Raw genomic sequence first — 26,354 nt, 5'->3', positions numbered from 1 at the left:
TTGGGATCAGTTATTTAGAAATCGCATCTTTCTTCATGGACAGCATCTTGATGCGCATATCTACTCCCTTATTACAACAAGCTAAATCCAGTAATAAAAACGCTAAAACATGAACATCTACAAATAACAAATCCACACCAGTAATATGATGGGGAAACAACATTCCACTCTTTATTTTAACTAACTTACACCAAGAATAAGACGTGCATATTTCATTATTCCCACCAAGACACAACATATAAAAACATGATCTTCGTCACGTATAGGAAGTCTCTTATTTATCACATCCCTCCTTTACGGTATGCTCCTGCTTGGCTTATGGGCAGATTTTTGACTTTGTTTCGGAGTCTGTGAAAATAATGTCCGCTGGACTGCCCCCTAAGCGATATCAGCACCACGCTGAGATGTCGCGCGCTTGCGTAGGAGTGCCCATAAGCCACTATCTACGGAGGAATCGGTGTCCATTCTTATAAATCTCCAAAATGCCAAAACAAAAAAAGACTTGGCAGAAATTTTAGATATAAACACATCCACACTAACCAACGCATTGTATAGAAAGAAAGTTTCCAGCTTATACTCTGAATTTAAAATCCCTAAAAAGAAAGGTGGGGAAAGGACAATTTTCGCGCCTCAACGAGAATTAAAGATAATACAAAAGAAACTATCTTTAATATTGCAAGATTGCCTAGAGGAAATGACAAGTGAAGATGAACGCACGTCTAACCTCTCCCATGGATTTATGAGAGAGAAATCTATATATACAAATGCGTCATGTCATAAAAACAAAAAGAATGTTTTAAATATAGACTTAAAAGATTTTTTTGATTGCTTTAACTTTGGCAGAGTTAGAGGCTTTTTTATTAAAAATAAAAAATTTGAACTTCATCCGGATATTGCAACCGTAATAGCTCAAATAGCTTGCTATAATAACTCTTTGCCTCAGGGTAGTCCTTGCTCACCAATTATAAGTAATTTAATAACACACTCCTTAGATATTAGACTTTCTCAACTAGCTAGCAGACATTCGTGTTTTTACACCCGATATGCTGATGACATAACATTTTCAACAAGAGAATATATTTTTCCAACGTCGCTAGCCAGAATTGAGAACGATGATTATGTGATAGGGAAAAAACTACGACAAGAAATTCGCCGTTCTGGCTTTGAGATAAATTCAATAAAAACAAGAATTCAATATCATACATCACGTCAAGATGTCACCGGCCTAATAGTTAACAAAAAAGTAAATGTAAGAAAAGAGTATTGGAAAGGCGTTAGAGCAAAATGTGAATCTCTATTTAGGACTGGGACTTACTACATACTTGATGACAATGAGAAAGCAAAACCAGGCACATTATCTCAGTTATATGGACAACTAAACTTTATTGACCAAATCGACTATTCAAACAAAATAAGAAAACCTATAAAAACAAATCCATTATATGTGCTAGCAAAACATGGAAGTAATAAGGCGCCACTATTCAGTAGCAGAGAGAAAACTTTCAGCCGGTTTTTATTCTACAAGAATTTTTATGGCAATGAAAAGACAACTATTATTTGTGAGGGTAAAACCGATATCATATATCTTCGTTGTGCGATAAAGTCATTACATAACTTACATCCATCACTAGTTGACAAAGATGGCCTAGCTAACTTTGAGTTTTTCAAATACACAAGAAGAACAAAATATCTTTTATCACTAAATGGAGGAACCCCATACTTATCTGACTTTATAAAAAACTATCGAGAGAATTACTCTAGCTATCAAGCACCCGAGCCAAAACGACCAACAATAATCATCCTTGATAACGATGATGGCCTTCCAAAAATAATCGGTAGCCTTCAAAAGGAAGGCCAATGTCGACTAGTAAATTCAGATGGTGAAACAACTTTAAATGGCATACCATCATTGAAAAAAGCACTCTATGTGCACGTCTGTTGTAACTTATATCTTCTTATCATTCCAAACAAAAAGAAAAATGATACATCGATAGAAGATCTATTCGATGACTCAGTTCTCTCGGTAAAACTTGCAGGAAAAAGCTTTACTACTGAAAATGATTACTCAAATGAAAAGTTTTATGGCAAAAACATATTTGCAACTGCTGTTATCGAGAAGAAAAAAGAAACTATAGACTTCTCTGGCTTCAATGTTATTTTCAACGTCATTGAGGCAATTCAAAAAGATTATTTGAAGCTCTATAAGCAACAGCAAATTAAACGACTAAAAGCTCGTTTAAAAAAAGCTTAAACGTTTAATGTATTATTTTCATAATGTATTTATCAAGCGCCAAAATTTTTACTGCACTACCGAGGAGCCACACAACATAGGCTCCATAACATTATGTTTGTACCAGTTGCTTGTTCAAATCCACCGCGTGGAATAAACCAAGGGAGTGACTTTGGGTCTTTCCAAAATCACGATCCCCGGCCCGAAGGGCGGGCTAACCACCTTCGAGGCCAGCGGCCTCGCGTCGTGCACGGCGTAGCCGTGCCGTTTCACTCATCACATATCACACGGAGCGGACGATTACGCCTGACGGCTAATCGACCCTACGACTGTTCGCATAAACATGTTCTGCATAGTAGCAACCGGCACAAATCTTACCCCAAATCGGCCACTGCTTATGGTCGCAATGGCCCATTCGATAAGCTGAGCAGCAGCTGCGATTTTTGCACTAGCGAAACGAAATCAAGACCCATCGTCGCACCAATGAAACAATCTTGTTGGAGCAAACAAAGCAAAGCGGCAAGCAGTGGCGGGGATCTGCCCCTCCGATCTGCTTGCCGCAGTCTGTTACCACAGCTGTAACCGTCGTTAACGACCCAAAAACGGTTCCCAGTCCTTGAACACCGGCTGCAACCCGGCCTGCCGCACGGCGGCGGCGACCTCCCCCACCGGGCGGTCGTCGTGGATGGCGAACTGCTCCAGCTCCTCTTTATCCCCCTCGGCATAGCCACCCGGCTGGGTGCGCGACTCGGCCGACATCTGGGTGATGCCAAGGCGCACCGCGCCGTTGCGGAAGGTGGCCGACTCGCGGGTGGAGAGCGACAAATCCAGCGTGGGCGAGAAGAGGCGCCAGGCACAGATAAGCTGGGCCAGCTGGCGATCCGACATGACCACGGCAGGCTCCAGCCCGCCGGTGCAGGGGCGCAGGCGCGGGAAGGAGAGCGAGTAGCGGCTCTGCCAGTGGTGGCGCTCAAGCCAGCTCAGATGCTCGGCGACAAAGTAGCTGTCGGCGCGCCAGTCCGAGGAGAGACCGATCAGCGCCCCCAAGCCGATTTTGTCGATACCGGCGCGGCCCAGCCGATCCGGCGTGGCGAGGCGCCATGCGATGTCCCGCTTGTTGCCACGCAGATGGTGGCGGGCGTAGGTGGGGGCGTGGTAGGTCTCCTGATAGACCATGACGGCGTCGAGACCGAGGCTTTTCAGCTCGGCATATTCGGCCTGCGAGAGGGGCTGTACCTCCATCCCCACCGTGCTGAAGTGGCGGCGGATGATGGGCATCACCTCGCGAAAATAGGCGAGCCCCACCTTGTGCTCGTGCTCGCCGGTCACCAGCAGCACGCTGTCGAAACCGCGCGCCTTGATGGCCAGACACTCACGCTCAATCTCCTCTGCATTCAGGGTCTTGCGCTTGAGGCGGTTGCTCATGGAGAAGCCGCAGTAGGTGCAGTCGTTGGCGCAAAGGTTCGACAGATAGAGCGGCACATAGAAGCCGATCGTGTTGCCAAAACGCTGGCGAGTCAGCCGCTCGGCCTCGGCTGCCATCTGCGGCAGATAGGCTTCGGCAGCAGGGGAGATCAGCGCCATAAAATCGGCTAGAGTGCGGCGCGGTGCGCTCAGCGCCCGCTCTACATCGGCGGCAGTTTTGGCGCGGATCTGCATGCCGATATCGTCCCAATCAAGCTCCTGCCAACGGTCGAGAAAGGTAGGCTCCTTAGCCCTTACACCCAGTGCCCTCACCCCCAGCCCCTCTCCCAGAGGGAGAGGGGGGCTAAACACATCAGCCTCGGGAGAAACCGAGAAAGAGGGCATGGCGATTGGCTCTTGCCCCGCGCCAGCATCATGACTCATAACGCCCCCAGAAAATCGGTGAGCGGGCTGGAGGCTTGGGCCAGCAGGGCGCGGGCGCCAAGGCCCGCCTCATAGGCGCTGCGACCGGCGGTGCAGGCCAGCGCAAAGGCGCGGCCCATAGCGACCGGATCGCCGCTCACCGCGATGGCGGTGTTGACCAGCACAGCATCGGCGCCCAGCTCAAAGGCGGCGGCGGCGTGGCTCGGTGCCCCGATCCCCGCATCCACCACCACAGGCACATTGGCCTGCTCGACGATGATGGAGAGAAACTCCCGGGTCACCAGACCCTGATTGGAGCCGATGGGGGCGCCAAGCGGCATCACGGCGGCGCAGCCCACCTCTTCCAGCCGCTTGCAGAGCACGGGGTCGGCCCCGCAGTAGGGCAGCACCACAAAGCCCTCTTTCACCAGCTGTTCGGCAGCTTTCAGCGTCTCGATGGGATCAGGCAGCAGATAGCGCGGGTCGGGATGGATCTCCAGCTTCAACCAGTTCGTCCCCAGCGCCTCGCGGGCGAGGTGGGCGGCAAACACCGCCTCGGCGGCGGTCTTGGCGCCGGAGGTGTTGGGCAGCAGCTTGACCCCGAGTTGCAGCAAGGGGCTCAGGATATCGTCGTGGGCCTTGCCCGGTTCGAGCCGCTTGATGGCCATGGTGACCAGTTGGGAGCCGCTCGCCTCGATGGCGGCGGCCATCAGTTCCGGGCGGGCAAACTTGCCGGTGCCGGTAAAGAGGCGCGATGAGAAGGTGTGATCGGCAATGGTCAGCATGTCAGCCTCCCGCCACAGTGGTAAGAAGAGATGAAGTTCCGCCGCAAGGCAGAACGCTCGAAGATAGGATCGCAAGCATCATAGATCAGCCTCCCGCAATGGCGGTAAAGAGGTGAATTTTGTCCCCGTCATTGAGACGGGTCTCGGCCCAGCGGCCACGGGGCAGCACGGCGCCATTAAGGGCCACCGCCACCCCTTGGGGATTGACCCCTTGCGCCGCCAGCAGGTCGGCCACGCTCTGCCCTGCCGCCAGCGGCTGGGCTTTATCGTTGAGTCGAATGGTGAGAGTCATGGGGTGATCTCCTTATCGTGTGTCGCGCATCGGCGCGGCCCGCAAACCGGGCAATCGGGGTCGGGAGCCAGAGTGAGGGTCTGCCACTGATGGGTCAAAGCATCGAAGCGGCGCAATGTGCCGGCGACCGGGCTAGGCATCCCGAGCAGCAGTTTCAATGCCTCCAGCGCCTGCAAGGAGCCCATCACCCCGACCAGCGGACCGGTGACGCCGCTGGTCTCGCAGCGCTCGGCAATTTGGGTATCCAGCGGATAGAGGCAGGCGTAGCAGGCGTGCTCCGTACCTGTGCGCGCCATCAGCTGCCCCTGCCAACCCACTGCGGCGGCGGAGATCCAGGGTTTGCCCTGAGCCACGCAAGCGGCGTTGATGGCCTGGCGGGTGGCGAGGTTGTCGCAGCAGTCGATCACCAGATCTACCTCGGCCACAAACTCCGGCAGGCTGGCGGCATCGAGCCGCTGGTTAATGGCGATCAGCTCCACCAGCGGGTTGTGGGCGGCCAACCGCTCGCGGGCCAGCTCCGCCTTGGAGTGGTTGACTGCCTCGGAGTCGAACAGGATCTGGCGCGGCAAGTTGCTGGAATCGACTGTATCGCCATCGGCCAGCCACAAGGTGCCCACCCCGGCCCCGGCCAGATAGAGGGCGAGCGGCGAGCCGAGCCCGCCGAGGCCGACGATCAGCACGGACTTATCTTTCAGCCGTGCCTGCCCTTCTTCACCCACTTCCGCCAGCATCAGCTGACGGCCGTATCGCAGATACTCAACATCAGAGAGCATGTTCCACCTCCCTTATGGCAGAGGCCGAGCATGGCTCATCCCCCGCTCCCACGGCCTCGAGCAGCCGTTCGGTCGCCCCCTGCCAGTCATCGCTGGCGGTGATGGCCGAGACCAGCGCAATGCTGCCGACCCCGCTTGCCTTGACCGCAGCCACCCGCTCCTCGCTGATGCCGCCGATGGCGACCGTCGGCCAGTCGCACATCAGGGCGCGGTAGCGGTGCAGCCGCACCAGCCCCTGCGGGCGCGAAGGCATTGCCTTGGTGTTGGTCGGGAAGATATGACCCAGCGCCATATAGGAGGGGGCCAGCTCGCGTGCCCGCATCAGCTCGAAGTAGCCGTGGGTTGAGATGCCAAGGCGCAGCCCGGCCGCCTGAATGGCGGCGAGATCGGCGGTCTCCATATCCTCCTGCCCCAGATGCACGCCCCAGGCGCCCGCCTCGATGGCCTGCTGCCAGTAGTCGTTGATAAACAGTCGCGCCCCATGGCGGCGACCGAGCGCTACCGCATCGCGAATGGCCGGTGCCACCTGAGCGGCAGGCAGATTCTTGATCCGCAGCTGGATGGTCTTGACCCCAGCCCCCAGCAGGCGGCGCAGCCACTTGACCGAATCGACCACCGGATAGAGGCCCAGATGCTGTTCGGTCGGCGCGAAGGGGCCCTGCGGCAGACGGGCACCACTCGCCTCATAAAGCCCGAAACGACGGTCGAGCGGTGATCCCGCCAGCACGGCGCGGGGGAAGTGAGCCAGATCGGCTGGCCAGCCGAGATGGGCGATGGGGCCCGGGCCTGCCCCCACCCCCTGCGCCGCCGCCAGCCCCTGTTGCAGGTAGGCTCGAGCGAGGGTGATGGCATCCTCTACCGGATAATCCTGCGCAACCACGGCGGCGATGGCGCTGGCGTAACAGCAGCCGGTGCCATGGCCATGGCGGGTATCGAGGCGCGGCGCCACCAGCCAGAATTCGCGCTGCTCATCCTGGTAGTAGTCGAGGCAGAGATCGCCGCTCCACTCCAGATGGCCGCCCTTGACCAGCACGGCGCGGGCACCGAGTTCGTGCAGACGGCGGGCGGCGAGGCGCACCAGCTCGGGGCTGCTGACCGGCAAGCCGGTCAGGGCTTCCAGCTCGGGGCCGTTGGGGGTGATGAGCGACAGACGTGGCAGCAGCTGTTCGCGCACCGCCTCCAGCATATTGGGCTCCGCCATCGGGGTGCCGGTGCTGGCAATGGCCACCGGGTCGTAGACCACGAAGGGGGCCGGGGTGGCTGCCAGTCGGCGGGCCAGCACCTCCACATGGAGCCGGGTCGGCAGCAGGCCGATCTTGATGGCGGCAGGCGGCAGATCGACGCCGAGGGCGTCGATCTGGGCGGTGAAGGTCTGCATCAGCACGGGGTCGACCATCTTCACCGCCACCGAGTTCTGGGCTGTGATGGCGGAGATGACCGAGCAGCCGTGCACGCCGAGGTCGTGCAATGTGTGCAAGTCGGCCTGAATGCCGGCGCCACCGCCGGAGTCGGAACCGGCGATGGTCCAGACAACTGGGCGGGAGTCCGTCACAGGCAGCAGATCGGCGGGGCTGACAGCCCCGCTTGCGCTGCTCACGCCTCCTCCCCTGCGGCCTGTTTCAGCGCCGCCGCCTGATGATAGATCTCGCCCCCGCTCTCCTTGAAGGTTTCCGCCATGCGGGCCATGCCGCTCTCCACCTGAGCCACTACCTGCTCCTGCTGGCCGTCCATGCCGACCAGCTTGATCTCCACCGCCTCCAGCTTGGCGGCGTAGTCGCGCACATCCTGAGTGATCTTCATGGAGCAGAACTTGGGCCCGCACATGGAGCAGAAGTGGGCCACCTTGCCGGACTCCTGCGGCAGGGTCTCGTCGTGGTAGGCACGAGCGGTGTCGGGGTCGAGGGCAAGATTGAACTGATCCTCCCAGCGGAACTCGAAGCGCGCCTTGGACATGGCGTTGTCGCGGATCTGGGCGCCCGGGTGACCCTTGGCCAGATCGGCGGCGTGGGCGGCGATCTTGTAGGTAATCAGCCCCTGCTTCACATCCTCCTTGTTGGGCAGCCCCAGATGCTCCTTGGGGGTGACGTAACAGAGCATGGCGCAGCCGTACCAGCCGATGAGCGCCGCACCGATGCCGGAAGTGAAGTGATCGTAACCGGGGGCGATATCGGTGGTGAGCGGGCCCAGCGTATAGAACGGCGCCTCGTGGCAATGCTCCAGCTGCTCGGTCATGTTGCGCTCGATCATGTGCATCGGCACATGACCCGGCCCCTCGATCATCACCTGCACGTCGTACTCCCACGCGATCTTGGTGAGCTCGCCCAGGGTGCGCAGCTCGGCGAACTGGGCCTCGTCGTTGGCGTCATAGACGGAGCCCGGACGCAGACCATCGCCCAGCGACAGGGCCACGTCATAGGCGGCGCAGATCTCGCAGATTTCGCGGAAGTGCTGGTAGAGGAAGTTCTCTTTATGGTGGGAGAGACACCACTTGGCCATGATGCTGCCGCCGCGCGAAACGATGCCGGTGAGGCGCTTGGCGGTCATCGGCACGAAGCGCAGCAGGACGCCGGCATGGATGGTGAAGTAGTCCACCCCCTGCTCGGCCTGCTCCAGCAGGGTGTCGCGGAACAGCTCCCAGGTGAGGTCTTCGGCGATGCCTTTGGTCTTCTCCAGCGCCTGATAGATGGGCACGGTACCGATGGGCACCGGGCTGTTGCGCAGGATCCACTCGCGGGTCTCATGGATGTAGCGGCCGGTGGAGAGATCCATCACGGTGTCGGCGCCCCAGCGGGTCGACCAGACCAGCTTCTCCACCTCCTCCTCAATGCTGGAGGTGACCGCCGAGTTGCCGATGTTGGCGTTGATCTTCACCAGAAAATTGCGGCCGATGATCATCGGCTCCGCTTCCGGGTGGTTGATGTTGCTGGGGATGATGGCGCGACCGGCGGCCACCTCATCACGCACAAATTCGGGGGTGATGTTCTGGGGCAAACGGGCACCGAAATCGCGGCCCGGATGCTGGGTACGCAACAGTTCAGAGCGCACCCGCTCGCGCCCCATGTTCTCGCGAATGGCGATAAATTCCATCTCGGGAGTGACGATGCCAGCGCGGGCGTAGTGGAGCTGGGTGACCCGGCGACCCGGCTTGGCACGGCGCGGCTTGGGCAGATGCTCGAAGCGCAGGTGATCCAGCCCCTCGTCGGCCAGCCGCTCCTGAGTGAAGGTGGAGCTGAGCCCCGGCAGTTCGTCGGTATCATCCCGCTCCAGCACCCAGTTCTCCCGCAGGCGCGGCAAGCCGCGGCGCACGTCGATGGCGACCCCCTCCTCCCCGTAACGACCCGAGGTGTCGTAGACCGGCACCGGCTCGTTGGGTTCGAACTTGGGATCGTCTTTGGTGCCGCCGACGAAGGTGTCGGCCAGCTGGATCTCCCGCAGCGGGACACGGATATCTGCGCGGGAGCCTTCGATAAAGATGCGGCGGGAGTTGGGGTGAGCCATCCCCTTGAGGCTGTCGATAAAGGCCTGGGCGCTGGAGCGCTGCTCGCGGCGGCTGGATTTGGCGATATCAGATACGGAAGTAGACATAGCAAAACTCACATTAACTGGTTGAAGTTATGGGTGTTTGCTTGTCTGGAGTTCGAGGAGAAGATGAACTTGCGGCGGGGTGTTTATCTCGGGAGGGAGTGCGCGCGGGATGGATCTCCGCGCTGCTGTTCTGCCACTTCCCGCTCTCTGCACGCTGTGGGCAAGGCGCCCCACGTGCTGGACAACCGGACGGGACAGACTCCCTCCTGTGCGCCCTGACCCATCAAGGGTGATCCCTTCGATGAGCGGAAGAGGCTTGTTCCTCCTCCGGCGCGGTAACCCGCAAGTTACCCTTGTTCCCTTCGCAGGTTTTAACCTGATCAGGTTCCACGGATCCCGAATTAACGGTCTCAGCTTCGCGTCGTTCGACGGTCAGCACTCCGACAAGATGGCGCCAGTATAAGGGGGAAAATCTAAAGCACAAGCCGTTAACAATATGGGGTAATGGCTTGTGCTGTGGTCAGACGGGTTACTCCCCGCGCGACCAGGTGCGGATGGCGGCGATCTCCGCGGCGGGGATCTGCAGGGATTCGAGGAATTCCTGATGGGCCTGCGGCTCCATCTTCTCGAACTGGATGTGCCAGTTGCGCATCATCTCTTCGGTCATGCCTGCGGCCTGCATGATGGCAACCCAGCGAGCCTTGTCTACCATGGGGATCTCCTCGTGTGTCTGTTGGCGATAGAGGATGATGGCCCGCTGCTGACGCCTCAGCTCGGCGATCTCCTGCTCCAGTCGCAGCAGGTGACCATCGAGGCAGGAGTGGCTCTCCTGCCTCGCTGCCAGCAGGGTGCCGATCTCTTCGAGCGGCAGCCCCATGGCGCGAAAGCTGGCGATCTGCCGCCCCCGTTCCAGCTCGGCCTCGCCATAGCGGCGATAGCCGTTCTCCCCGCGCAGGGCGGGCAGCAGCAGACCGAGACGTTCGTAATAGAGCAGGGTGGTACGGCTCAGGCCCAGTTCTCTGGCCAGCCGGGTAATCGTCAACATAGGGGTTCCTTCATCCAGCAGGCAGAGGATAAACCCGCCTATCGTAGACGGGTCAACACCTCCTGCGGATTGACCACCACCATTTCGCTTAACGCCATCATGAGCGAGCAGCATCGTCGGGTAACAATCCGGAGAAGGTGCTGAAAGGGAGAACAGGCCTCCATCAGGAGGCCTGTTATTGAGGGTTATTGCACCGGAGTCACGGTGAGGGTCACATTGCCAAACCCTTCGCTGGCGAGCGTCGCCTGATCCAGCTCCAGCGCGGTGAGGGCAACCCCTTCGGCAGAGGCACTGCGCAGCTGGGCAGCCTTCGTGGAACCGCTCTGGGGCTGACCAATCTCTATGTCGCCGGCAAACTGGCTCTCGGCATAGAAGTCACCGGTCACTGCCGAGCGGATCGGGCGCAGCACGCGACCAAGGTTGCTCTGCATGGTCGACAAGCCATACTCGCTGATGGTCCAGTTCCAGTCCCACCACTTCACTTCACCCGGGATATAGCGTTTGTCCCACTGGTAACGGATGCTGCTGGCCTTGTCGCGGAACGGGCCGATGGCAAAGGTGTGTTCCCAGGTGGGGCGATTGGTCGGATGGGTATACCAGGCATTGCCACCCCAGCGCAGGAACCCCTTCATGGTCAGGTCATAGTTGACCTCGGCCTTGAACTCATAGGGGTATGAGATATTGGACTTGTAGAGAGCAACCCGCACCGGCACGCTGGAGTGTGGCGGCACCGTGGGGCGTGCCTCAACCGATACTGTCTCGGTCGTCGAGCCACCCTTCTGCTCGGCCCAGCTCTGGGTAGAAGAAATCTCGACCGAATATTCAGTGCTAGAAACCTGCGGGATCTGGAACGTCTTTTTGATGCCGACCTTCTCGCTGAGACTGTAGGTGTCGGTTTTCGACCAGTTGGTAGCCTTGTCATACTTCAGGGTCACCACCACCTGCTGGGGCAGATCCGTGTAGTTGGTCGCATTGGCAGTGATCATCTTGACCAGCTGCTTGCCACTCTCGGTGACCTGGCCGTGGGTAAAGGAGTCCGGCTCCAGGGTATAAGAGAAGTTGCTTACCTTGATGGAGCTCTTTTCTCCGCAACGATATCCGGAGCAGCCACCGTCATTATTGCCCTTAATCAACCAGCCATCGCTCAGTCTGGTGACATCCATATCTTCACCTACATAGGGGCTGTGATTGCCGCCTACCCAGGCATATCCCAAATAATGGGCCAGATAACTTACCGGCTTAATAAAGTAATCATTGTCATGCACCATTCGCCATTGCACATCAACTTCATCACCAGCAGGAATATTCCAGGCAGAGAGAGATGGAATTTCGCCAGATATTGGCGATGTGGGATAACACCATGTTTCCCCTGCCGTTCCCTGTTTTATTTCCCCGTTATATCCAGAGCCCATGATTACCCAGCGATTGGCCAGTCCGGTAATCTGCCATTGGCCCATGCGACCAACCAGGTTGCCCTTGATACTCATGGCTTCATCGCGGGTAAGAGGCCGATAGCCACTGGCGCAGACCCCTTCTCCCAGACCATACCACTTAACCTGGTCAGGGTAGACGGGTTCAGCCGCCTGAGCCTGAATAAGCATCAATGAAGATGCAAACAGCGCAAGATTGGCTGTTATTAATTTATTCATCATTTATTCCTCTTTCAGACATACGATAATTGTTATTGTTCTGAAATATCCCTTTTCATTTGACAGGCACGAACTCCAATGAACCCTGTCTGAAATAAAATAAACCACCAAAATTCATCGATGACAAACGAAATATATGTGACAAGGAAAAATAATTAGAGCGATGACTTTATTGAGAAATACATCATAAAATTGTGGCAGGCATTATTTAATGCCTGCCACAATATGGTGACCCCTTATTAAATAAGAAGATGCTGAATTACTCTTCCGGATTGATCACTTCAATTCTCCGCAATATTCCATCGGCAGAACGGACCAATACCAGTGCACTCCCTTCATGGAGATCGGCAGCCGAGCCGTTGACCCAGCGTATGTTGCGGTCGAGAGGAAAAGTGCCGAGATTTGCCAGCACCAGACGCTGGCCGTCGAAGGATTGCAGGCGATCCTCTGCCCGCTGCCACTGCCCGGATCCCGCCGGCGATCTGGCCGTCAGCAGCTCGATCCGGGTGGCCACCCCGTCGGCGACCAGCAGGGAGAGGCGATCACCCGGCCGCAGGGGCTCTGCCCAGGGTTCACCCTGTCGCCAGACCGGAGCGCTGCCCCGCTCCACCTCGGCCCCCTGAAATTGCAGATGGATGCCGTCATCGTGTTCCAGCTCCACCAGCCACAGTTCGTCGGCAATCGCCTGCGCGGCACAGAGCGGCAAACCATACAGCCACGCACACCACTTTGTTCTCTGTTCCATGTCGTTCGTCCCTGAACAAAAAGCCCATGCCGGATAAGCATGGGCTTCATTCAGGAACATTGCGAATCTGGAGCGGCGATCGGGTTACTTGTCCTCGTGGCAGCGGCTCAGGCGCATGCCGTCAAACTTGCACTCCAACTCGAGCCAGCGCCCCTCGAAGGGGGCGAGGCTGTTGTCCGAGGTGGTGTAGCCCCAGATCCGTCCGCCCTCGACCGGCCCTTCCAGATCCATCTCGTCTTTGTCATCTTCATCGAGGGCCTCGACCTTGCGCACATAGCGCACGCCGTTCTCCACCACCCCCTTCATCTCGACCCAGGTGCCGCCCAGATCATCTTCGTTGAGCCAATCCTTGAAGCGGGTCTGATCGTCGATCACGAACGGCATGCCGTTGACCATCAGCTGGCCAAGCTGCCAGGTGGTGCGGCCGGTCAGTTTGAATTCGGCAGCCTGCGCAGATCCGAGCGGCAGCAAGATCAGCAGCAGGAGAGCACAGAGAGACTTCTTCATCGTGGATCCTCGGGGTTACACTGGCGACAGGATGATGTATCCGGTGTGAAAAGAGCGTGAAGCTGCTCACCAACCAGGAGTACAAAGCATGAAGATTTTGGTAGTGGAAGACAATCCTCAGGTGGCAGAAACCATCATGGATTATCTGGAGCTGGCCGGCCACCGGCTGGACTGTGCCTATCACGGTCAGGCGGCACTGCAACTGCTGGCCGAACAGCGCTTCGACGTCATCATCATGGATGTGATGATGCCCCGTCTCGACGGGCTCAGCACGGTCGCCCGCCTGCGTGAAGAGGGGATCTCGACCCCGGTGCTGTTTCTCACTGCACGCGACAGTCTGGAAGACAAGCTGGCAGGCTTCAAGGCCGGTGGCGACGACTATCTGGTCAAGCCCTTCGCCATGGAGGAGCTGGAGGTGCGGCTGCAAGCCCTCAGCCTGCGCGGCCCCCGCGGTGACATCGGTGCCATCACCTTTGGCGAGCTGACCGTCGATGCCGCCAGCGGTCAGGCGACCCGTGCCGGCGTTCCCCTCAAGCTCGGCAAGATCCCGTTCCAGATCCTCGCGCTACTGGCTCGCCGCGCGCCGGCCATCGTCACTCGTCAGGAGGTGCTCGACACCGTCTGGGGAGAGGAGGAGCCCGACTCCGACGCCCTGCGCAGCCACATCTACGCCCTGCGCAACACCCTCGACAAACCCTTCCCCACCCCCATGCTGGAAACCCTGCACGGTCAGGGCTACCGACTGGTGAGCGCATGAGCCTGCCGAGCCTGCGCCACCGGCTCATCATGGCGCTCGGCGGAGCCGGCGTGGTGCTGCTGGTGCTGCTATCCGGCCTGATGATGGTGGCCGAGGACAAGATGGAGGAGCTCAGTCTGCGCCACTGGCTCGAGGCGGAAGTAACCCGCTACAGCGACGACTGGCTGCGCCTCGGGGCCGCGGCGGCGGCGCCCAGCCCGCGCCAGTTCTCCAGCTACTGGACCGAGTCGGGACGCCTACCCAAGTGGCTGCAACCCTACCAGACCCCCGGCTTTTTCGAGCACCAGCTGGGCAAGGAGGACAAACACTTTCTGGTGGCACGCCACCCCTCCGGCAAGGGGATGCTCTATCTGGTCTTCAACGACGATGCCGATGACTACCTCGATCCCTACGAGGACAAGCTGCATCTGGCCACCCGGCTGATCGGGCTGGCACTGCTGCTGGGCTGTCTCGGCTTCGGCATCTGGCTGGTACGCCATATCACCGGGCCGCTGCAGCGGCTGCAACACAGGGTCGCCCACCTCACCCCGGATCAGGCGGACTTCATCCCCGATGCCCCCTGGCAGGAGCTCAGGGATATCGAGCTGGCACTGCTGGCCGGCAAGCAGGAGGTGAGCGCCGTCTTTGCCCGCGAGCAGGAGTTCAGCCGCTTTGCCAGCCACGAGCTGCGCACTCCCAACATGGTGATCCAGGGCTCGGCCGCCCTGCTCGGCAAGGTGAGCGATCTGCCCGCCCCCGCCGAGCGCGCCGTCACCCGCATCCGCGCCGCCGCCGACGAGATGGCGCTGCTCACCGAGACCTTTTTGCTGCTGGGCCGCAAGGAGGAGGTCGAGCGACCGAAGCAGCAGGTGGCGCCGCTGATCCGCCAGGAGCTGGCCCGGCTCGCCCCGCTGCTGCAGCGAGAAGCACTCGATATCCGTCTGGTGCTGGACGAGGCGAGCGAGGTCGATTCCCCCCTCTCCCTGCTCGCCATCGCCCTTGGCAACCTGCTGAAAAATGCCCTGAGCTACGCCGAGGGCCATATCGATATCGAGCTGTGCGGCCCTGTGCTCACCATCAGCAACCCGACTGCGGCCGCGCCGGATCAGATCCTCGGTTACGGCTGCGGCCTCACCATCATCCAGCGCATCTGCGAGAAGCTGGGCTGGCAAATTGAGACCCGGCTGGAGGGTGGCGTATTCAGCGCAAGGCTGGCGATGATCGCTGCCGAACAGTTCCCTCTCCCTCCTGGAGAGGGTGAGGGCGCTGCGGCACCAACCAGATAGCAACAGGGCGCCCGAAGGCGCCCTGTTTTTTGGCTGATGCAAATCCGGGATCACTCCACCGGCTTGTGCTTGCGCCCGCCCTTGAGCTCGAGGAACTCGATGATCTTGCCCGCCACATCCTTGCCGGAAGCCGCCTCGACCCCCTGCAGGCCGGGAGAGGAGTTGACCTCCAGCACCAGCGGACCGCGAGCGCTGCGCAGAATATCCACTCCCGCCACATCCAGTCCCATGATCTTGGCAGCGCGCACCGCGGTAGCGCGCTCTTCCGGGGTGATCCGGATCGCCTCGGCGGTGCCGCCCCGATGCAGGTTGGAGCGAAACTCGCCCGGCTGGGCCTGACGGCGCATCGCCGCCACCACCTTGCCGTTGACCACCAGACAGCGGATGTCGGCACCGTTGGCCTCGCGAATATACTCCTGCACCAGAATGTTGTTGTTGGTCTGGATGAAGGCCTCGATCACGCTCTCGGCGGCTTTCTGGGTTTCGCACAACACCACGCCGATCCCCTGGGTACCTTCCAGCAGCTTCACCACCAGCGGCGCACCGCCCACCATGGTGATGAGGTCGGGCACGTCGTGGGTGCTGTGGGCATAACCGGTGATGGGCAGACCGATGCCGTGACGGGAGAGCAGCTGCATCGCCCGCAGCTTGTCGCGGGAGCGGCTGATGGCCACCGAGCTGTTGAGCGCCATGGTGTTCATCATCTCGAACTGGCGCAACACGGCGGTGCCGTAGGCGGTGATGCTGGCCCCGATGCGGGGGATCACCGCGTCATAGCTCTCCAGCTCCCGTCCTTCGTAGTGAATGGAGGGGTTGTGGGAGGCGATGTTCATATAACAGCGCAGGGTGTCGAGCACCTCGACCTGATGACCGCGCGCCTGTGCCACCTCGACCAGACGGCGGGTGGAGTAGTTTTTCGGCTCACGGGATAAAATGGCGATCTTCATGACAATTCCGCTAGAAGGCTATGCCTGGGCAGGATGGGGCGGGAGAGTATAAGGTGCCACAGCGCCAAGACAACGCCAATTGTTTCTCCTGACAACAAGCCAAATAACGCAGAAGCCTGCCCAATCAGCACGGCGCGGTGAAACAATAAACGGCGGCTCTACGCCCCCTCCGGAGGCTGCTCGCAAAGTCCGCCGTTTTCGCTCAAAGACCGAGCTGATTGGCTCTCTCGTTACCCCAGATTGGGGGCGAGCCAGCGCTCGGCTTCAGCCAGCGTCATCCCCTTGCGGGCGGCGTAATCCTCAACCTGATCTTGCTGGATCTGCGCCACCGCGAAGTATTTGCTCTCGGGGTGGGAGAAGTACCAGCCCGACACCGCAGCCCCCGGCCACATGGCGTAAGATTCGGTGAGCTGCATGCCGATGGCCTGCTCGACATCCAGCAGCTCCCAGAGGGTGCCCTTCTCGGTGTGCTCCGGGCAGGCCGGATAACCCGGCGCCGGACGGATGCCCCGATAGTTCTCGCGAATAAGCTCCTCGTTGCTGAGCGCTTCCTCGGGGGCATAGCCCCAGTGCACTTTGCGCACCTGCTCGTGCAGATACTCGGCAAAGGCTTCCGCCAACCGGTCACATACCGCCTGAATGAGGATGGCGTTGTAGTCGTCGTGATCCGCCTTGTAGGCCCTGGCGATAGCCTCCTCACCGATGCCGCCGGTCACCGCGAAGGCACCGATCCAGTCAGCTTTGCCACTCTCTTTCGGCGCCACATAGTCCGCCAGACAGTAGTTGGGGAAGCCCTGCTTCTCGCTCTGCTGACGCAGGTGGTGCAGCACTTTTTTCACTTCGCTGCGCGACTCGTCGCTGTAGACCTCGATGCTGTCCCCCACCGCATTGGCCGGGAACAAACCGATGATGCCGGCACAGCGCACGCTCTGATCCTTTTCCAGCTGATCCAGCATGGCGTTGGCATCGGCAAACAGCCTGGTCGCCTCCTCGCCGATAATCTCGTCTTCGAGGATGCGCGGAAACTTGCCCGCCAGCTCCCAGCTGAGGAAGAACGGCGTCCAGTCGATGTAGGGGCGCAGCACCGAGATGGGCACGTTCTCGAACTTCTGCACACCCGGCTCTCGGGGCTTGGGCGGCTCATAGCCAGCCCAGTCCAGCTGATGGCGGTTGGCACGCGCCTCCGCCAGTGTGATGGGGCGCGAGCGCGGCTGCTTGCGGGCGTGCTGCTCGCGGGCGATCTCGTACTCCTTGTCGATACGGGCGACGAAATCAGGTTTGAGATCCGGGCTGAGCAGGCTCTGCGCCACCCCGACCGCACGAGACGCGTTGGAGACATAGACCACAGGCTCCGAGTAGTTCTGCTCGATCTTCACCGCGGTATGGGCCTTGGAGGTGGTGGCGCCGCCGATCAAGAGCGGCAGCTTGAAGCCCTGGCGCTCCATCTCCTTGGCCACGTGCACCATCTCGTCCAGCGACGGGGTGATGAGACCGGAGAGACCGATCATGTCGGCCCCCACTTCCCGCGCGGTCTTGAGAATTGTCTCGCAGGGGACCATGACCCCGAGGTCGATGATCTCGAAGTTGTTGCACTGCAGCACCACCCCGACGATGTTCTTGCCGATGTCGTGCACATCCCCTTTCACGGTCGCCAGCACGATTTTGCCGTTGCTGGAACCACCCGACTTCTCCGCCTCGATATAGGGCTGCAGATAGGCCACCGCCCGCTTCATCACCCGCGCCGATTTCACCACCTGCGGCAGGAACATCTTGCCGGCGCCGAACAGATCGCCGACCACGTTCATGCCATCCATCAACGGCCCTTCGATGACGTGCAGCGGCCGCTCGGCCTGAGCACGCGCCTCCTCGGTATCCTCTTCGATGAAATCGGTGATCCCCTTGACCAGCGCATGTTCCAGCCGCTTGCCCACCGGCCAGCAGCGCCACGCCTGATCCCGAGGATCCTCGGCCTGGGCACCGGCACCGCGATACTTCTCGGCGATGGCCAGCAGCTCCTCGGTGGCGTTGTCATTGAGATTGAGCACCACCGCCTCGACCTTCTCTTTAAGCTCGGCCGGAATGTCTTCATAGATGGCGAGCTGGCCGGCGTTGACGATCCCCATGTCCATGCCGTTCTTGATGGCGTGGTAGAGGAAGACGGCGTGAATCGCTTCCCGCACCGGCTCGTTGCCACGGAATGAAAACGAGACGTTGGAGACACCGCCGGAGATCATGGCGTGGGGCAGGTTCTCCTTGATGTCCTTCACCGCATCGATGAAGTCCACCGCGTAGTTGTTGTGCTCGTCGATACCGGTCGCCACCGCGAAGATGTTGGGATCGAAGATGATGTCTTCCGGCGGGAAACCGACCTGCTCCACCAGAATGCGGTAGGCCCGCTGGCAGATCTCGAACTTGCGGGCGCGGGTGTCGGCCTGACCCGCTTCATCGAACGCCATCACGATGACGGCGGCACCGTAGCGGCGCAGCAATCTGGCCTGCTGGATGAACTTCTCCTCCCCCTCTTTCATGGAGATGGAGTTGACCACCGGCTTGCCCTGCACGCACTTGAGGCCCGCTTCCAGCACCTCCCACTTGGAGGAGTCGATCATCACCGGCACCCGGGCGATATCCGGCTCGCCGGCGATAAGGTTGAGGAAGCGCACCATGGCCGCTTCGGCGTCCAGCATCCCCTCATCCATGTTGATGTCGATGATCTGGGCGCCGTTATCCACCTGCTGCTTGGCGACGTCGAGCGCCTCGTCGTAGAGCCCCTCCTTGATCAGCCGCTTGAACTTGGCCGAACCGGTGACGTTGGTGCGCTCCCCCACGTTCACAAACATGGATTCGGGGGTGATGATCAGCGGCTCCAAACCCGACAGGCGGCAGGCCACCGGCAACTCGGGCAAAGCGCGTGGCTTGATGCCGGCAACCGCGCCAGCCATGGCACGAATATGGGCCGGAGTGGTACCGCAGCAGCCGCCAACCATGTTGAGGAAACCGCTTTGGGCCCACTCGCGGATATGCTCCGCCATCTCGGCGGCATCCAGATCGTACTCGCCAAAAGCATTGGGCAGACCGGCATTGGGGTGAGCGCTGACATGGGTCTCGCTGATGCGCGACAGCTCCTCCACATACTGCCGCAGTTCGTCCGGCCCGAGCGCACAGTTGAGACCGAACGAGATAGGTTTGACGTGGCGCAGCGAGTGGTAGAAAGCTTCGGTCGTCTGGCCGGAGAGGGTGCGGCCGGAGGCGTCGGTGATGGTGCCGGAGATCATTACCGGCAGGCTGTAGCCCAGCTCCTCGAATACCAGATCCACCGCGAAGGCGGCCGCCTTGGCGTTGAGGGTATCGAAGATGGTCTCGATCAGAATGATGTCGGCGCCACCCTCGATCAGGGCATGAGTCGATTCGGTATAGGCGGCCACCAGCTGGTCGTAAGTGACGTTGCGCTTGCCCGGATCGTTCACATCCGGCGAGATGGAGGCGGTGCGGTTGGTCGGCCCCAAGACCCCTGCCACGAAGCGCGGCTTGTGGGGCTCCTTCGTCGTCCACTCGTCCGCTACCGCGCGGGCTAGACGGGCCGCCTCGCGGTTGATCTCGGCCGAGAGATCTTCCATCTCGTAATCGGCCATGGCGATGCGGGTGGCGTTGAAGGTGTTGGTTTCGAGGATGTCGGCACCGGCGGCGCAATACTGCTCGTGGATCTCGCGAATGACGGCGGGGCGGGTCAGCACCAGCAGATCGTTGTTGCCCTTGATGTCGGTATGCCAGTCGGCAAACCGTTCACCGCGGTAGTCCGCCTCCCCGAGTTTGTAGCTCTGGATCATGGTGCCCATGGCCCCGTCGATGATCAGGATCCGCTCCTTGAGACAGGCTTCCAGCTTGTTTGTCACATCCGACTTTCTGTTCGACTTTTCATTCGCCACCGCGTGTTCCTCTTACATCCGTGCAACTGCGTAAACAGCATCCTAACAGCAAACCAGCGAATTGGAAATCTAGCCGTCTATCAGTCCAAAATCGCAGCCATATACTCATTTATAGGTAATGAGTAACATAGACCCCGAGAGTACCCTATGCCCGTCCCGCATGGGGATACGTGCTTGCTATCTATCTACGAGTAAAAAATAACTATGAGCGTCTACTACACACTCTGTTTTCTGGCAGCGTTGGCGATCTTTATTGCCTTTGCCAACCAGTATGTTGTGAAGATCCAGACCACCATCGCCATCACCGCCGGTTCCATGCTGATCTCTGCGCTGCTGGTGCTGTTCGGTAAACTGGGATGGTTCAATCTGGAGCCTCTTGCCATCAAAACTATGGAGAGCATCGACTTCCAGAATTTCCTGCTGAAGGGGATCCTGGGCTTCCTGCTGTTTGCCGGTGGTCTTGGCATCAACCTCAAGGCGCTGCGTAGCCAGAAGTGGGAGATCACCATTCTGGCCATTATTGCCACCCTGCTCTCCACCTTCATCATCGGCTACGGCTTCTGGTTCATCGCCAAGCTGCTGGGCTGGGAGCTGCCGCTGGTCTACTGCATGCTGTTCGGGGCGCTCATCTCCCCCACCGACCCCATCGCCGTACTGGCCATCGTCAAGAAGATGAAGGCGCCGCCCCAGATCGCCATCCAGATCGAAGGGGAATCCCTGTTCAACGACGGTGTCGGCCTCGTTATTTTCGCTACCGTGTTTGCCGTTGCCTTCGGCGGCGTCGAGCCCACCTTCGGCAGCGTGGCAGGCCTGTTCCTGCATGAGGCCCTCGGCGGCATCCTGTTCGGCGTCGTGCTGGGCGTCATCGCTCACGTGATGATCAGCGCCACCGACGACGGCTCGCTGGAGCTGCTGCTCACCCTCTGCATCCCGACCGCCGGCTTCGCCTTCGCCAACATGATCGGCGTCTCCGGCGCTCTGGCCATGGTGGTGACCGGCATCATGATCGGCAACTGGACTCGGAACGTGGGCTTCTCCGAGCAGAGCAGCCACCACCTGGATCACTTCTGGGAGTTGATGGATCAGTTCCTCAACGCCCTGCTGTTCCTGCTGATCGGTCTAGCGCTGGTACTGCTGGAACTCTCCTGGCATGACTGGGTACTGCTGGTCATCGCGGTGCCGCTCTGCCTCGCCGCCCGCTTCATCAGCGTCTCGGTGCCCTACATGGCCTTCCGCAAGTTCCGCACCTACAACACCTTCTCGGTACGGATCCTCACCTGGGGTGGCTTGCGCGGCGGTCTGGCCATGGCGATGGCACTGGCGCTCCCCTCCGGCGTCATGATGATCCCGAGCCACGGTGTCGACCTGCGTCAGGTGATCCTGGTGATGACCTACGCGGTGGTGATGTTCTCCATCGTGGTGCAGGGCATGACCATCACTCCGATGATCGCAGCCGCCAAACGCGCCAACGGCGACTACTGATCATCCACTGGCTGACAGATGCAAAAGGGCTCCTGCGGGAGCCCTTTTTGTTGCTGGCAAACCTGTGCCGGACAAGGCCCAGCCAAACAGCCGAAAATAATTGTTTGCTTTTTATTCATTTCGAGGAGAGAATGCGCGCCGGCTAGTTAATCAGCCCTGTTTATGTTTGCCCTGCAATGCTTCACCTCACGATGAATCCTGTCAGTACCCGCATAACCTTCTTCTGATTTACTCGCCCTGAGAACCGTTCAGGCTGTCCGCCTGCGTTGCCCGGCTCTCACGGTGCAGACCCGCTCTGCCCACTCAATTTGAACTATGCACAACCGCATATTCCTTGCACCTTGCAAGAGCAGAGGCCCGCGAACGGGCTGGGTATACCTGCGCGCACGCCAACAACACCGTTGCACGCACTCATTGACCTGACATTTGCCAACACAAGGAGCAATTACTTAATTTATATAGAGAAATACCATGATGAAAACCGTACAAACTCGTAAACCCCTGCGTCGCAGCAAACCCATCAACCTGCCCGTGCAAGAGCACGACTACGATGCGTTTCTGATCCAGTTCAGCACCCGCTTCAGCGGCGGCTTCGCCATCTCCTGTGATGGTATCGCCGGCGAGTTCTCCATCGAAGACCTCAACTGACGTTTCGCCTCGTCCAAAGAAAACCCGCCTTGCCTCCTAAAGCCCCATGATATATAAGGCCCAGTGAGAATCATCGTCCTATCTTGTGATGGGTTGTGATATCAGTTAGGGATACATATGTGGGGTTTTTTATGGGGTTTAGTGGGGTTTTGAAATGGCACTAGGGATCACCTCGCTCAGAAAAATGCTTGGCACCAAGCATGATGGCTCCAAGCCAATCCGGAAGGTTGACCGCGGAGATGGGTTAAATGCGTTCTGGCATCCGAGCGGAAAGGTAAGCTTTGTCTTTCGCTATCGCTTCGATGGCAAAAATCTGGAAGTCACCCTGGGGAAGTTCACCAACAACAACGCAGGGATCGACCTTGAAGAAGCTCGTCGAAAGACAGAACAGTGCAAAGGATGGTTAGCCGCTGGCCACAATCCAGCACTGATGCTCAAACTGGCCAAAGAAGAACGGCTAAAACCAGTGACGGTAAAAGATGCGATTTGTTACTGGCTTGATAACTACGCAGCCCAGAACAGGAAGAACTCCCCAAAAATCAGGCAACTGTTCCAAAAGTGGCTCTTTCCCAAGATAGGCGATCTCCCCCTAGTCGATTGTGAAGCCAGACACTGGCTGGTGGTCTTTGATGCATGCAACAAGCAGGCGCCTGTTTCTGCTGGCATGCTCTTCCAGATCTCAAAACAAGCACTGAAGTATTGCCGTGTTCGGCGCTACGCATTCTCCGACGCACTCAATGACCTGACCATTGCGGATGTAGGTAAACGAGGTGGGAAAAAGGATCGTGTTCTAAGCCTCACGGAAATCCACACTCTCATGGAGTGGATAAAAAGCCCCTCCTCCAACTCCTACTATCGTGCACTATCGCTCTTGCTACTGACTTTTGGCGCGAGAACGGGAGAAGTACGGGAATCTCATATCACGGAGTGGGACTTGTCCGCTGGGACATGGACTGTTCCAATCGAACACTCAAAAACAAATCACAAGATTGTTCGCGCCATACCAGAACAGATCAAACCAGTGATAGCCGAACTAATCGCTCAAGCGAAACAGAACAAAACCAACTATCTCCTCGGCTCGCTGAAGAAACTGAATACTGTGTCTACCTATGGCCATAAATTATCCGTGCGGCTTGGTCACACCCCCTTTTGGACCTTTCACGACCTGCGACGCTCTCTAGCCACCCATCTCACTGCAGCAGGTATTGCGCCCCATGTTATCGAGATCATCTCGGGCCATAGCCTTAAAGGTGTAATGAGCCACTACATCCATGATCATCGCCTGTCAGAACAGAAAGTTGCGCTGGAACTATGGCAGTCAATGATCTGGGATTGCCCCACCTGCGATAATGTCACCCCCCTTCGCCATGCAGGTAGACAATAATCAACTGTATGTAAATCCAACAACTTTTTATCGCACTATTTATATTCAAGGGCTCATCCATGGCGACAAGAAAAGAACGAACCCGCCACTCCCCAACTTGGTTCAAACTAGATTCATACGCGGTTTTACTGGAAGTAACGAACAACCAACTATGTGAAGAAGCCTTTTACAGAGCCTATAAGTTGACGCATTTTTGCGATCTATCAAACCTGATTACACGACTAGCCTCTGGTCAGATTTGTTTGTTTCATGAACCACGAAACCGTGTTTTAGAGGCACAATCCGATGCTCAATTGCCACCGTCTCAATCCATTCGGCCCATCTCGATTATGGAGTTGGACAACATACATCAACTGATAGAAAAGCAGTTTCCTGCAACAATTCAGGACGAAAAAGATAGGTTTGCTAACGGGGAGCCAGCTTTGGTTAACCTGCATGCCAGTGTCGCGGCTGCAATGCCACATCATGTAACACAAGTGCTGAATAACATTGATCTCAGCGCTGCAGATGAGGATATTCTTGCCGACCTGAAGGCATTACTCCCTATATGGCGGGAACAACTTGGTTATCCAAAGCCAAATCAATCTAAGCGCAACAGCATCATCAAGAACATCATTGAACAAAACATCATTCCAATGCTGGATTTGATGCTCTGGGCTCGCCATAAAGGCTTCCAATACACGGATGAGCAATTAGCTGACATCCTGTACCCCAGCCACCTGGGCAATCCAGACAATCCAATAACAGCCAAGCACATCAGTGATACTCGGCGGCCAAATGCACTTAAATTTGCCGAACATGACTATCAAGATGCCATCAGAAGATGGTGTGATCAGGGACATGGAACTAAGATTGTCAAACATGAATTTAGTTAAAACAGTAAGTTACAAATACTCTGCTCGCTTTTGAACCAACTTCCCGAAATTTTATCTGTCTGTTTTTCGGAGGTGTAAAAAATCCGTCTCGCTAACATTGCCTCTATCAAATCAAACGAGACGAGGTGAGCAATGATTTCTCAAAAAATCCTATCCATTACAGCAGTTTGTGAACTTGTAGGACGCAATCGTCGAACCCTGTGGGCATGGGTTCGCGATGGCGTATTTCCTGAACCGATTAAGGTTCACGGTAAAACCGTAGGGTGGCCTGAATCGGTTTACCAGAAATGGGTAGCAGAGCTGATGGAGGGGCAATAATGGCTAGAGCTCCGTTTAGCTATCGCAGTTTAGCCGCTGCAGATAGCGGCGCGCTGCAACCAATACTCAAGCATAAAGACCTGCAACGAGTGCTGGGATGCTCAAGAACCACGATCTATCGCTGGCTAGAATTATCCAAACTACCCGCGCCGCTTAAGCATAACAACGGGCGGATCATGGGATGGACCAGGCAGCAGATTGAAGCTTGGTTAACGGCACACTGAAGCAACAATAGGAGGCAATCGCCTCCTTTATTTGGCACTTAATGTAACAAACTGGAACATTGAAGCCGTTTTTTCTGAATCAGAAACCGCCACATAAAAACCGACCGACCATAAATGACGGGGGGTAGCTGTCTGCGGTGATCACCTGAACCGCTAAATAACTGATCCTAATAGTGCTACACCTTTGCTGTGCCATAGCCATTCCCCGGGAAAGGAGACACGGTATCCATGAAGTGTTTCACTCGAGCCAGCAGGTTGGCCATCCCTCTGCATTGATGATTGCGCGTGATGGTTTCATGCAACTTGTGCCACAGCCGTTCTATGTAATTAACCCAAGGACTGTAAACTGGCTGGAATACCAGGCAGAACTTAGGGTTTTTCTTCAACTATCGCTCGGTCTGTTTGCTTTTGTGAATGATGTAGTTATCGAGGATCAGCGTGATGGTTTTGGCTCGTCGGTAGTGGTGACGTAGCTTTTCCAGCATGGCGATAAACAAGGATGAGTTTTTCTTTATCCCACTGACGTAAAGCACTCTTCCGTTGCCTGCATGGAGAACGCCTGCCAGGTAATGTTTGGCGTTCTGTCCCGGTGTGACAACCCGCTTTTGCTGCGCTCTGAACATCCAGTCGGCCCCTAATTTGGGATTGAGGTCTATATCGACTTCATCCTCATAAAACACCGGATTATCGCCATCACAGCGGGCCAGCGCAGCGTCGATATCCGCCATTTTCTCCTGATAGGCTGGGTCTTTTATCCGCAAGGTCGGCACGGGCCTTCGCCAGACAATGCCCATACGCGGTAACCATCGACGGAGCGTGGAGGCTGCCATATTGAGGCCTGTTAACCGATTGATTTTGATAGCCAATAGTTCGGTACACCAGCGGCTGCGCTGATAACCAAAATCTTGCGGAGAAAACTGCATGAGCAGCACCAGTAAAGTGACAATCTTGGCAACAGGTAAGACTGGGGCACGGCCAGCCGGTAAGGCTTCTAGCGCATCTATGCCTTCATCTCGATACCATCGAAGCCAACGGCCGATGGTCGAGCGAGCAGCGCCGGTAAGGTGATGAACATCAGTGACCGTGCAACTGCATATTCCCACGCATGGCGATCGCTCAATAACATTCATGCGATCACGTAATAACATCC

General features: G+C 57.5%; 21 protein-coding genes, 1 pseudogene and 1 riboswitch. Of the genes and pseudogenes, 9 read left to right on the top strand and 13 right to left on the bottom strand.

Going from position 1 to position 26,354, the window contains the following annotated elements:
• The first annotated feature begins 457 nt into the window (after window positions 1-457).
• A complete protein-coding gene (locus AACR93_RS05595) occupies window positions 458-2,251 on the top strand; it encodes a retron Ec67 family RNA-directed DNA polymerase/endonuclease (protein ID WP_043850231.1) in 1,794 nt (597 codons plus the stop codon).
• Window positions 2,252-2,818: 567 nt separating this feature from the next.
• Here AACR93_RS05595 and thiH read toward each other — a convergent pair.
• The 10 genes from thiH to AACR93_RS05545 form a co-directional block, all read right to left on the bottom strand.
• Window positions 2,819-4,039, bottom strand: coding sequence for a 2-iminoacetate synthase ThiH (thiH, locus tag AACR93_RS05590; protein ID WP_043850230.1), 1,221 nt, complete (start codon window positions 4,037-4,039; stop codon window positions 2,819-2,821).
• A 35-nt stretch (window positions 4,040-4,074) separates the two neighbouring features.
• Entirely contained in the window at window positions 4,075-4,842 is a 768-nt protein-coding gene (locus tag AACR93_RS05585; protein WP_043850229.1) for a thiazole synthase, read from the bottom strand.
• 85 nt (window positions 4,843-4,927) lie between these two features.
• Entirely contained in the window at window positions 4,928-5,134 is a 207-nt protein-coding gene (thiS, locus tag AACR93_RS05580; protein ID WP_043850228.1) for a sulfur carrier protein ThiS, read from the bottom strand.
• The gene (locus tag AACR93_RS05575) at window positions 5,131-5,907 is read right to left on the bottom strand and encodes a HesA/MoeB/ThiF family protein (RefSeq protein ID WP_043850227.1); all 777 of its coding nucleotides are present in this window, start codon (window positions 5,905-5,907) and stop codon (window positions 5,131-5,133) included. Before AACR93_RS05575 ends, thiS begins: the two co-directional genes overlap by 4 nt.
• A complete protein-coding gene (gene thiE, locus AACR93_RS05570) occupies window positions 5,897-7,504 on the bottom strand; it encodes a thiamine phosphate synthase (protein WP_043850226.1) in 1,608 nt (535 codons plus the stop codon). Before thiE ends, AACR93_RS05575 begins: the two co-directional genes overlap by 11 nt.
• Window positions 7,501-9,492, bottom strand: coding sequence for a phosphomethylpyrimidine synthase ThiC (thiC, locus tag AACR93_RS05565; protein WP_043850225.1), 1,992 nt, complete (start codon window positions 9,490-9,492; stop codon window positions 7,501-7,503). The genes thiE and thiC overlap by 4 nt, the downstream gene beginning before the upstream one ends.
• Before the next feature lie 280 nt (window positions 9,493-9,772).
• Window positions 9,773-9,885, bottom strand: a riboswitch (TPP riboswitch).
• Window positions 9,886-9,961: 76 nt separating this feature from the next.
• Entirely contained in the window at window positions 9,962-10,477 is a 516-nt protein-coding gene (locus tag AACR93_RS05560) for a MerR family transcriptional regulator (protein ID WP_005342946.1), read from the bottom strand.
• Between the two features lie 185 nt (window positions 10,478-10,662).
• Window positions 10,663-12,126 (bottom strand): aerolysin family beta-barrel pore-forming toxin, encoded by a 1,464-nt coding sequence (locus AACR93_RS05555; RefSeq protein WP_167335509.1) that lies wholly within the window; start codon window positions 12,124-12,126, stop codon window positions 10,663-10,665.
• 259 nt (window positions 12,127-12,385) lie between these two features.
• Window positions 12,386-12,871 carry a hypothetical protein gene (locus AACR93_RS05550; RefSeq protein WP_043850224.1) on the bottom strand — a complete coding sequence of 162 codons (486 nt, stop codon included), beginning with the start codon at window positions 12,869-12,871 and terminating at the stop codon, window positions 12,386-12,388.
• Between the two features lie 84 nt (window positions 12,872-12,955).
• The gene (locus AACR93_RS05545) at window positions 12,956-13,378 is read right to left on the bottom strand and encodes a hypothetical protein (protein ID WP_043850223.1); all 423 of its coding nucleotides are present in this window, start codon (window positions 13,376-13,378) and stop codon (window positions 12,956-12,958) included.
• 88 nt (window positions 13,379-13,466) lie between these two features.
• Between AACR93_RS05545 and AACR93_RS05540 the strand changes: the two genes are divergently transcribed.
• Window positions 13,467-14,135 carry a response regulator transcription factor gene (locus AACR93_RS05540; protein WP_042032226.1) on the top strand — a complete coding sequence of 223 codons (669 nt, stop codon included), beginning with the start codon at window positions 13,467-13,469 and terminating at the stop codon, window positions 14,133-14,135.
• Window positions 14,132-15,400 carry a sensor histidine kinase gene (locus tag AACR93_RS05535; protein ID WP_043850222.1) on the top strand — a complete coding sequence of 423 codons (1,269 nt, stop codon included), beginning with the start codon at window positions 14,132-14,134 and terminating at the stop codon, window positions 15,398-15,400. The genes AACR93_RS05540 and AACR93_RS05535 overlap by 4 nt, the downstream gene beginning before the upstream one ends.
• Window positions 15,401-15,450: 50 nt before the next feature.
• Here the strand turns inward: AACR93_RS05535 and rimK are convergent, their stop codons facing one another.
• Entirely contained in the window at window positions 15,451-16,347 is an 897-nt protein-coding gene (rimK, locus tag AACR93_RS05530) for a 30S ribosomal protein S6--L-glutamate ligase (RefSeq protein WP_033112532.1), read from the bottom strand.
• 230 nt (window positions 16,348-16,577) lie between these two features.
• Entirely contained in the window at window positions 16,578-20,273 is a 3,696-nt protein-coding gene (gene metH / locus AACR93_RS05525) for a methionine synthase (RefSeq protein ID WP_043850221.1), read from the bottom strand.
• Between the two features lie 204 nt (window positions 20,274-20,477).
• On the opposite strand from metH, the gene AACR93_RS05520 reads away from it, so the two are divergent.
• From AACR93_RS05520 to AACR93_RS23140, 6 genes are all read left to right on the top strand, one after another.
• Entirely contained in the window at window positions 20,478-21,755 is a 1,278-nt protein-coding gene (locus AACR93_RS05520) for a cation:proton antiporter (RefSeq protein WP_041209649.1), read from the top strand.
• Window positions 21,756-22,226: 471 nt separating this feature from the next.
• Complete coding sequence (locus AACR93_RS05515; RefSeq protein ID WP_156152913.1) at window positions 22,227-22,403, top strand: hypothetical protein; 177 nt, start codon at window positions 22,227-22,229, stop codon at window positions 22,401-22,403.
• A 154-nt stretch (window positions 22,404-22,557) separates the two neighbouring features.
• The gene (locus AACR93_RS05510) at window positions 22,558-23,787 is read left to right on the top strand and encodes a tyrosine-type recombinase/integrase (RefSeq protein WP_043850220.1); all 1,230 of its coding nucleotides are present in this window, start codon (window positions 22,558-22,560) and stop codon (window positions 23,785-23,787) included.
• Between the two features lie 59 nt (window positions 23,788-23,846).
• Window positions 23,847-24,662, top strand: a complete 816-nt coding sequence (locus tag AACR93_RS05505; protein WP_156152912.1) for a DUF6387 family protein — start codon at window positions 23,847-23,849, stop codon at window positions 24,660-24,662.
• A 132-nt stretch (window positions 24,663-24,794) separates the two neighbouring features.
• On the top strand, window positions 24,795-24,980 hold the full coding sequence (locus AACR93_RS05500; RefSeq protein WP_081050801.1) for a helix-turn-helix transcriptional regulator: 186 nt from the start codon (window positions 24,795-24,797) through the stop codon (window positions 24,978-24,980).
• Window positions 24,950-25,204, top strand: coding sequence for a helix-turn-helix domain-containing protein (locus AACR93_RS23140; RefSeq protein ID WP_082044067.1), 255 nt, complete (start codon window positions 24,950-24,952; stop codon window positions 25,202-25,204). The genes AACR93_RS05500 and AACR93_RS23140 overlap by 31 nt, the downstream gene beginning before the upstream one ends.
• A 176-nt stretch (window positions 25,205-25,380) precedes the next feature.
• Here the strand turns inward: AACR93_RS23140 and AACR93_RS05495 are convergent.
• Window positions 25,381-26,289: pseudogene (locus tag AACR93_RS05495) on the bottom strand (IS630 family transposase); the annotation flags it as partial.
• Window positions 26,290-26,354 lie beyond the last annotated feature (65 nt).

Origin of the sequence: Aeromonas sp. L_1B5_3, from assembly GCF_963866575.1 — a bacterium.
In the GTDB taxonomy this organism is placed as follows: domain Bacteria; phylum Pseudomonadota; class Gammaproteobacteria; order Enterobacterales; family Aeromonadaceae; genus Aeromonas; species Aeromonas jandaei.
This window is presented reverse-complemented; position numbering and strand designations above follow the sequence as displayed.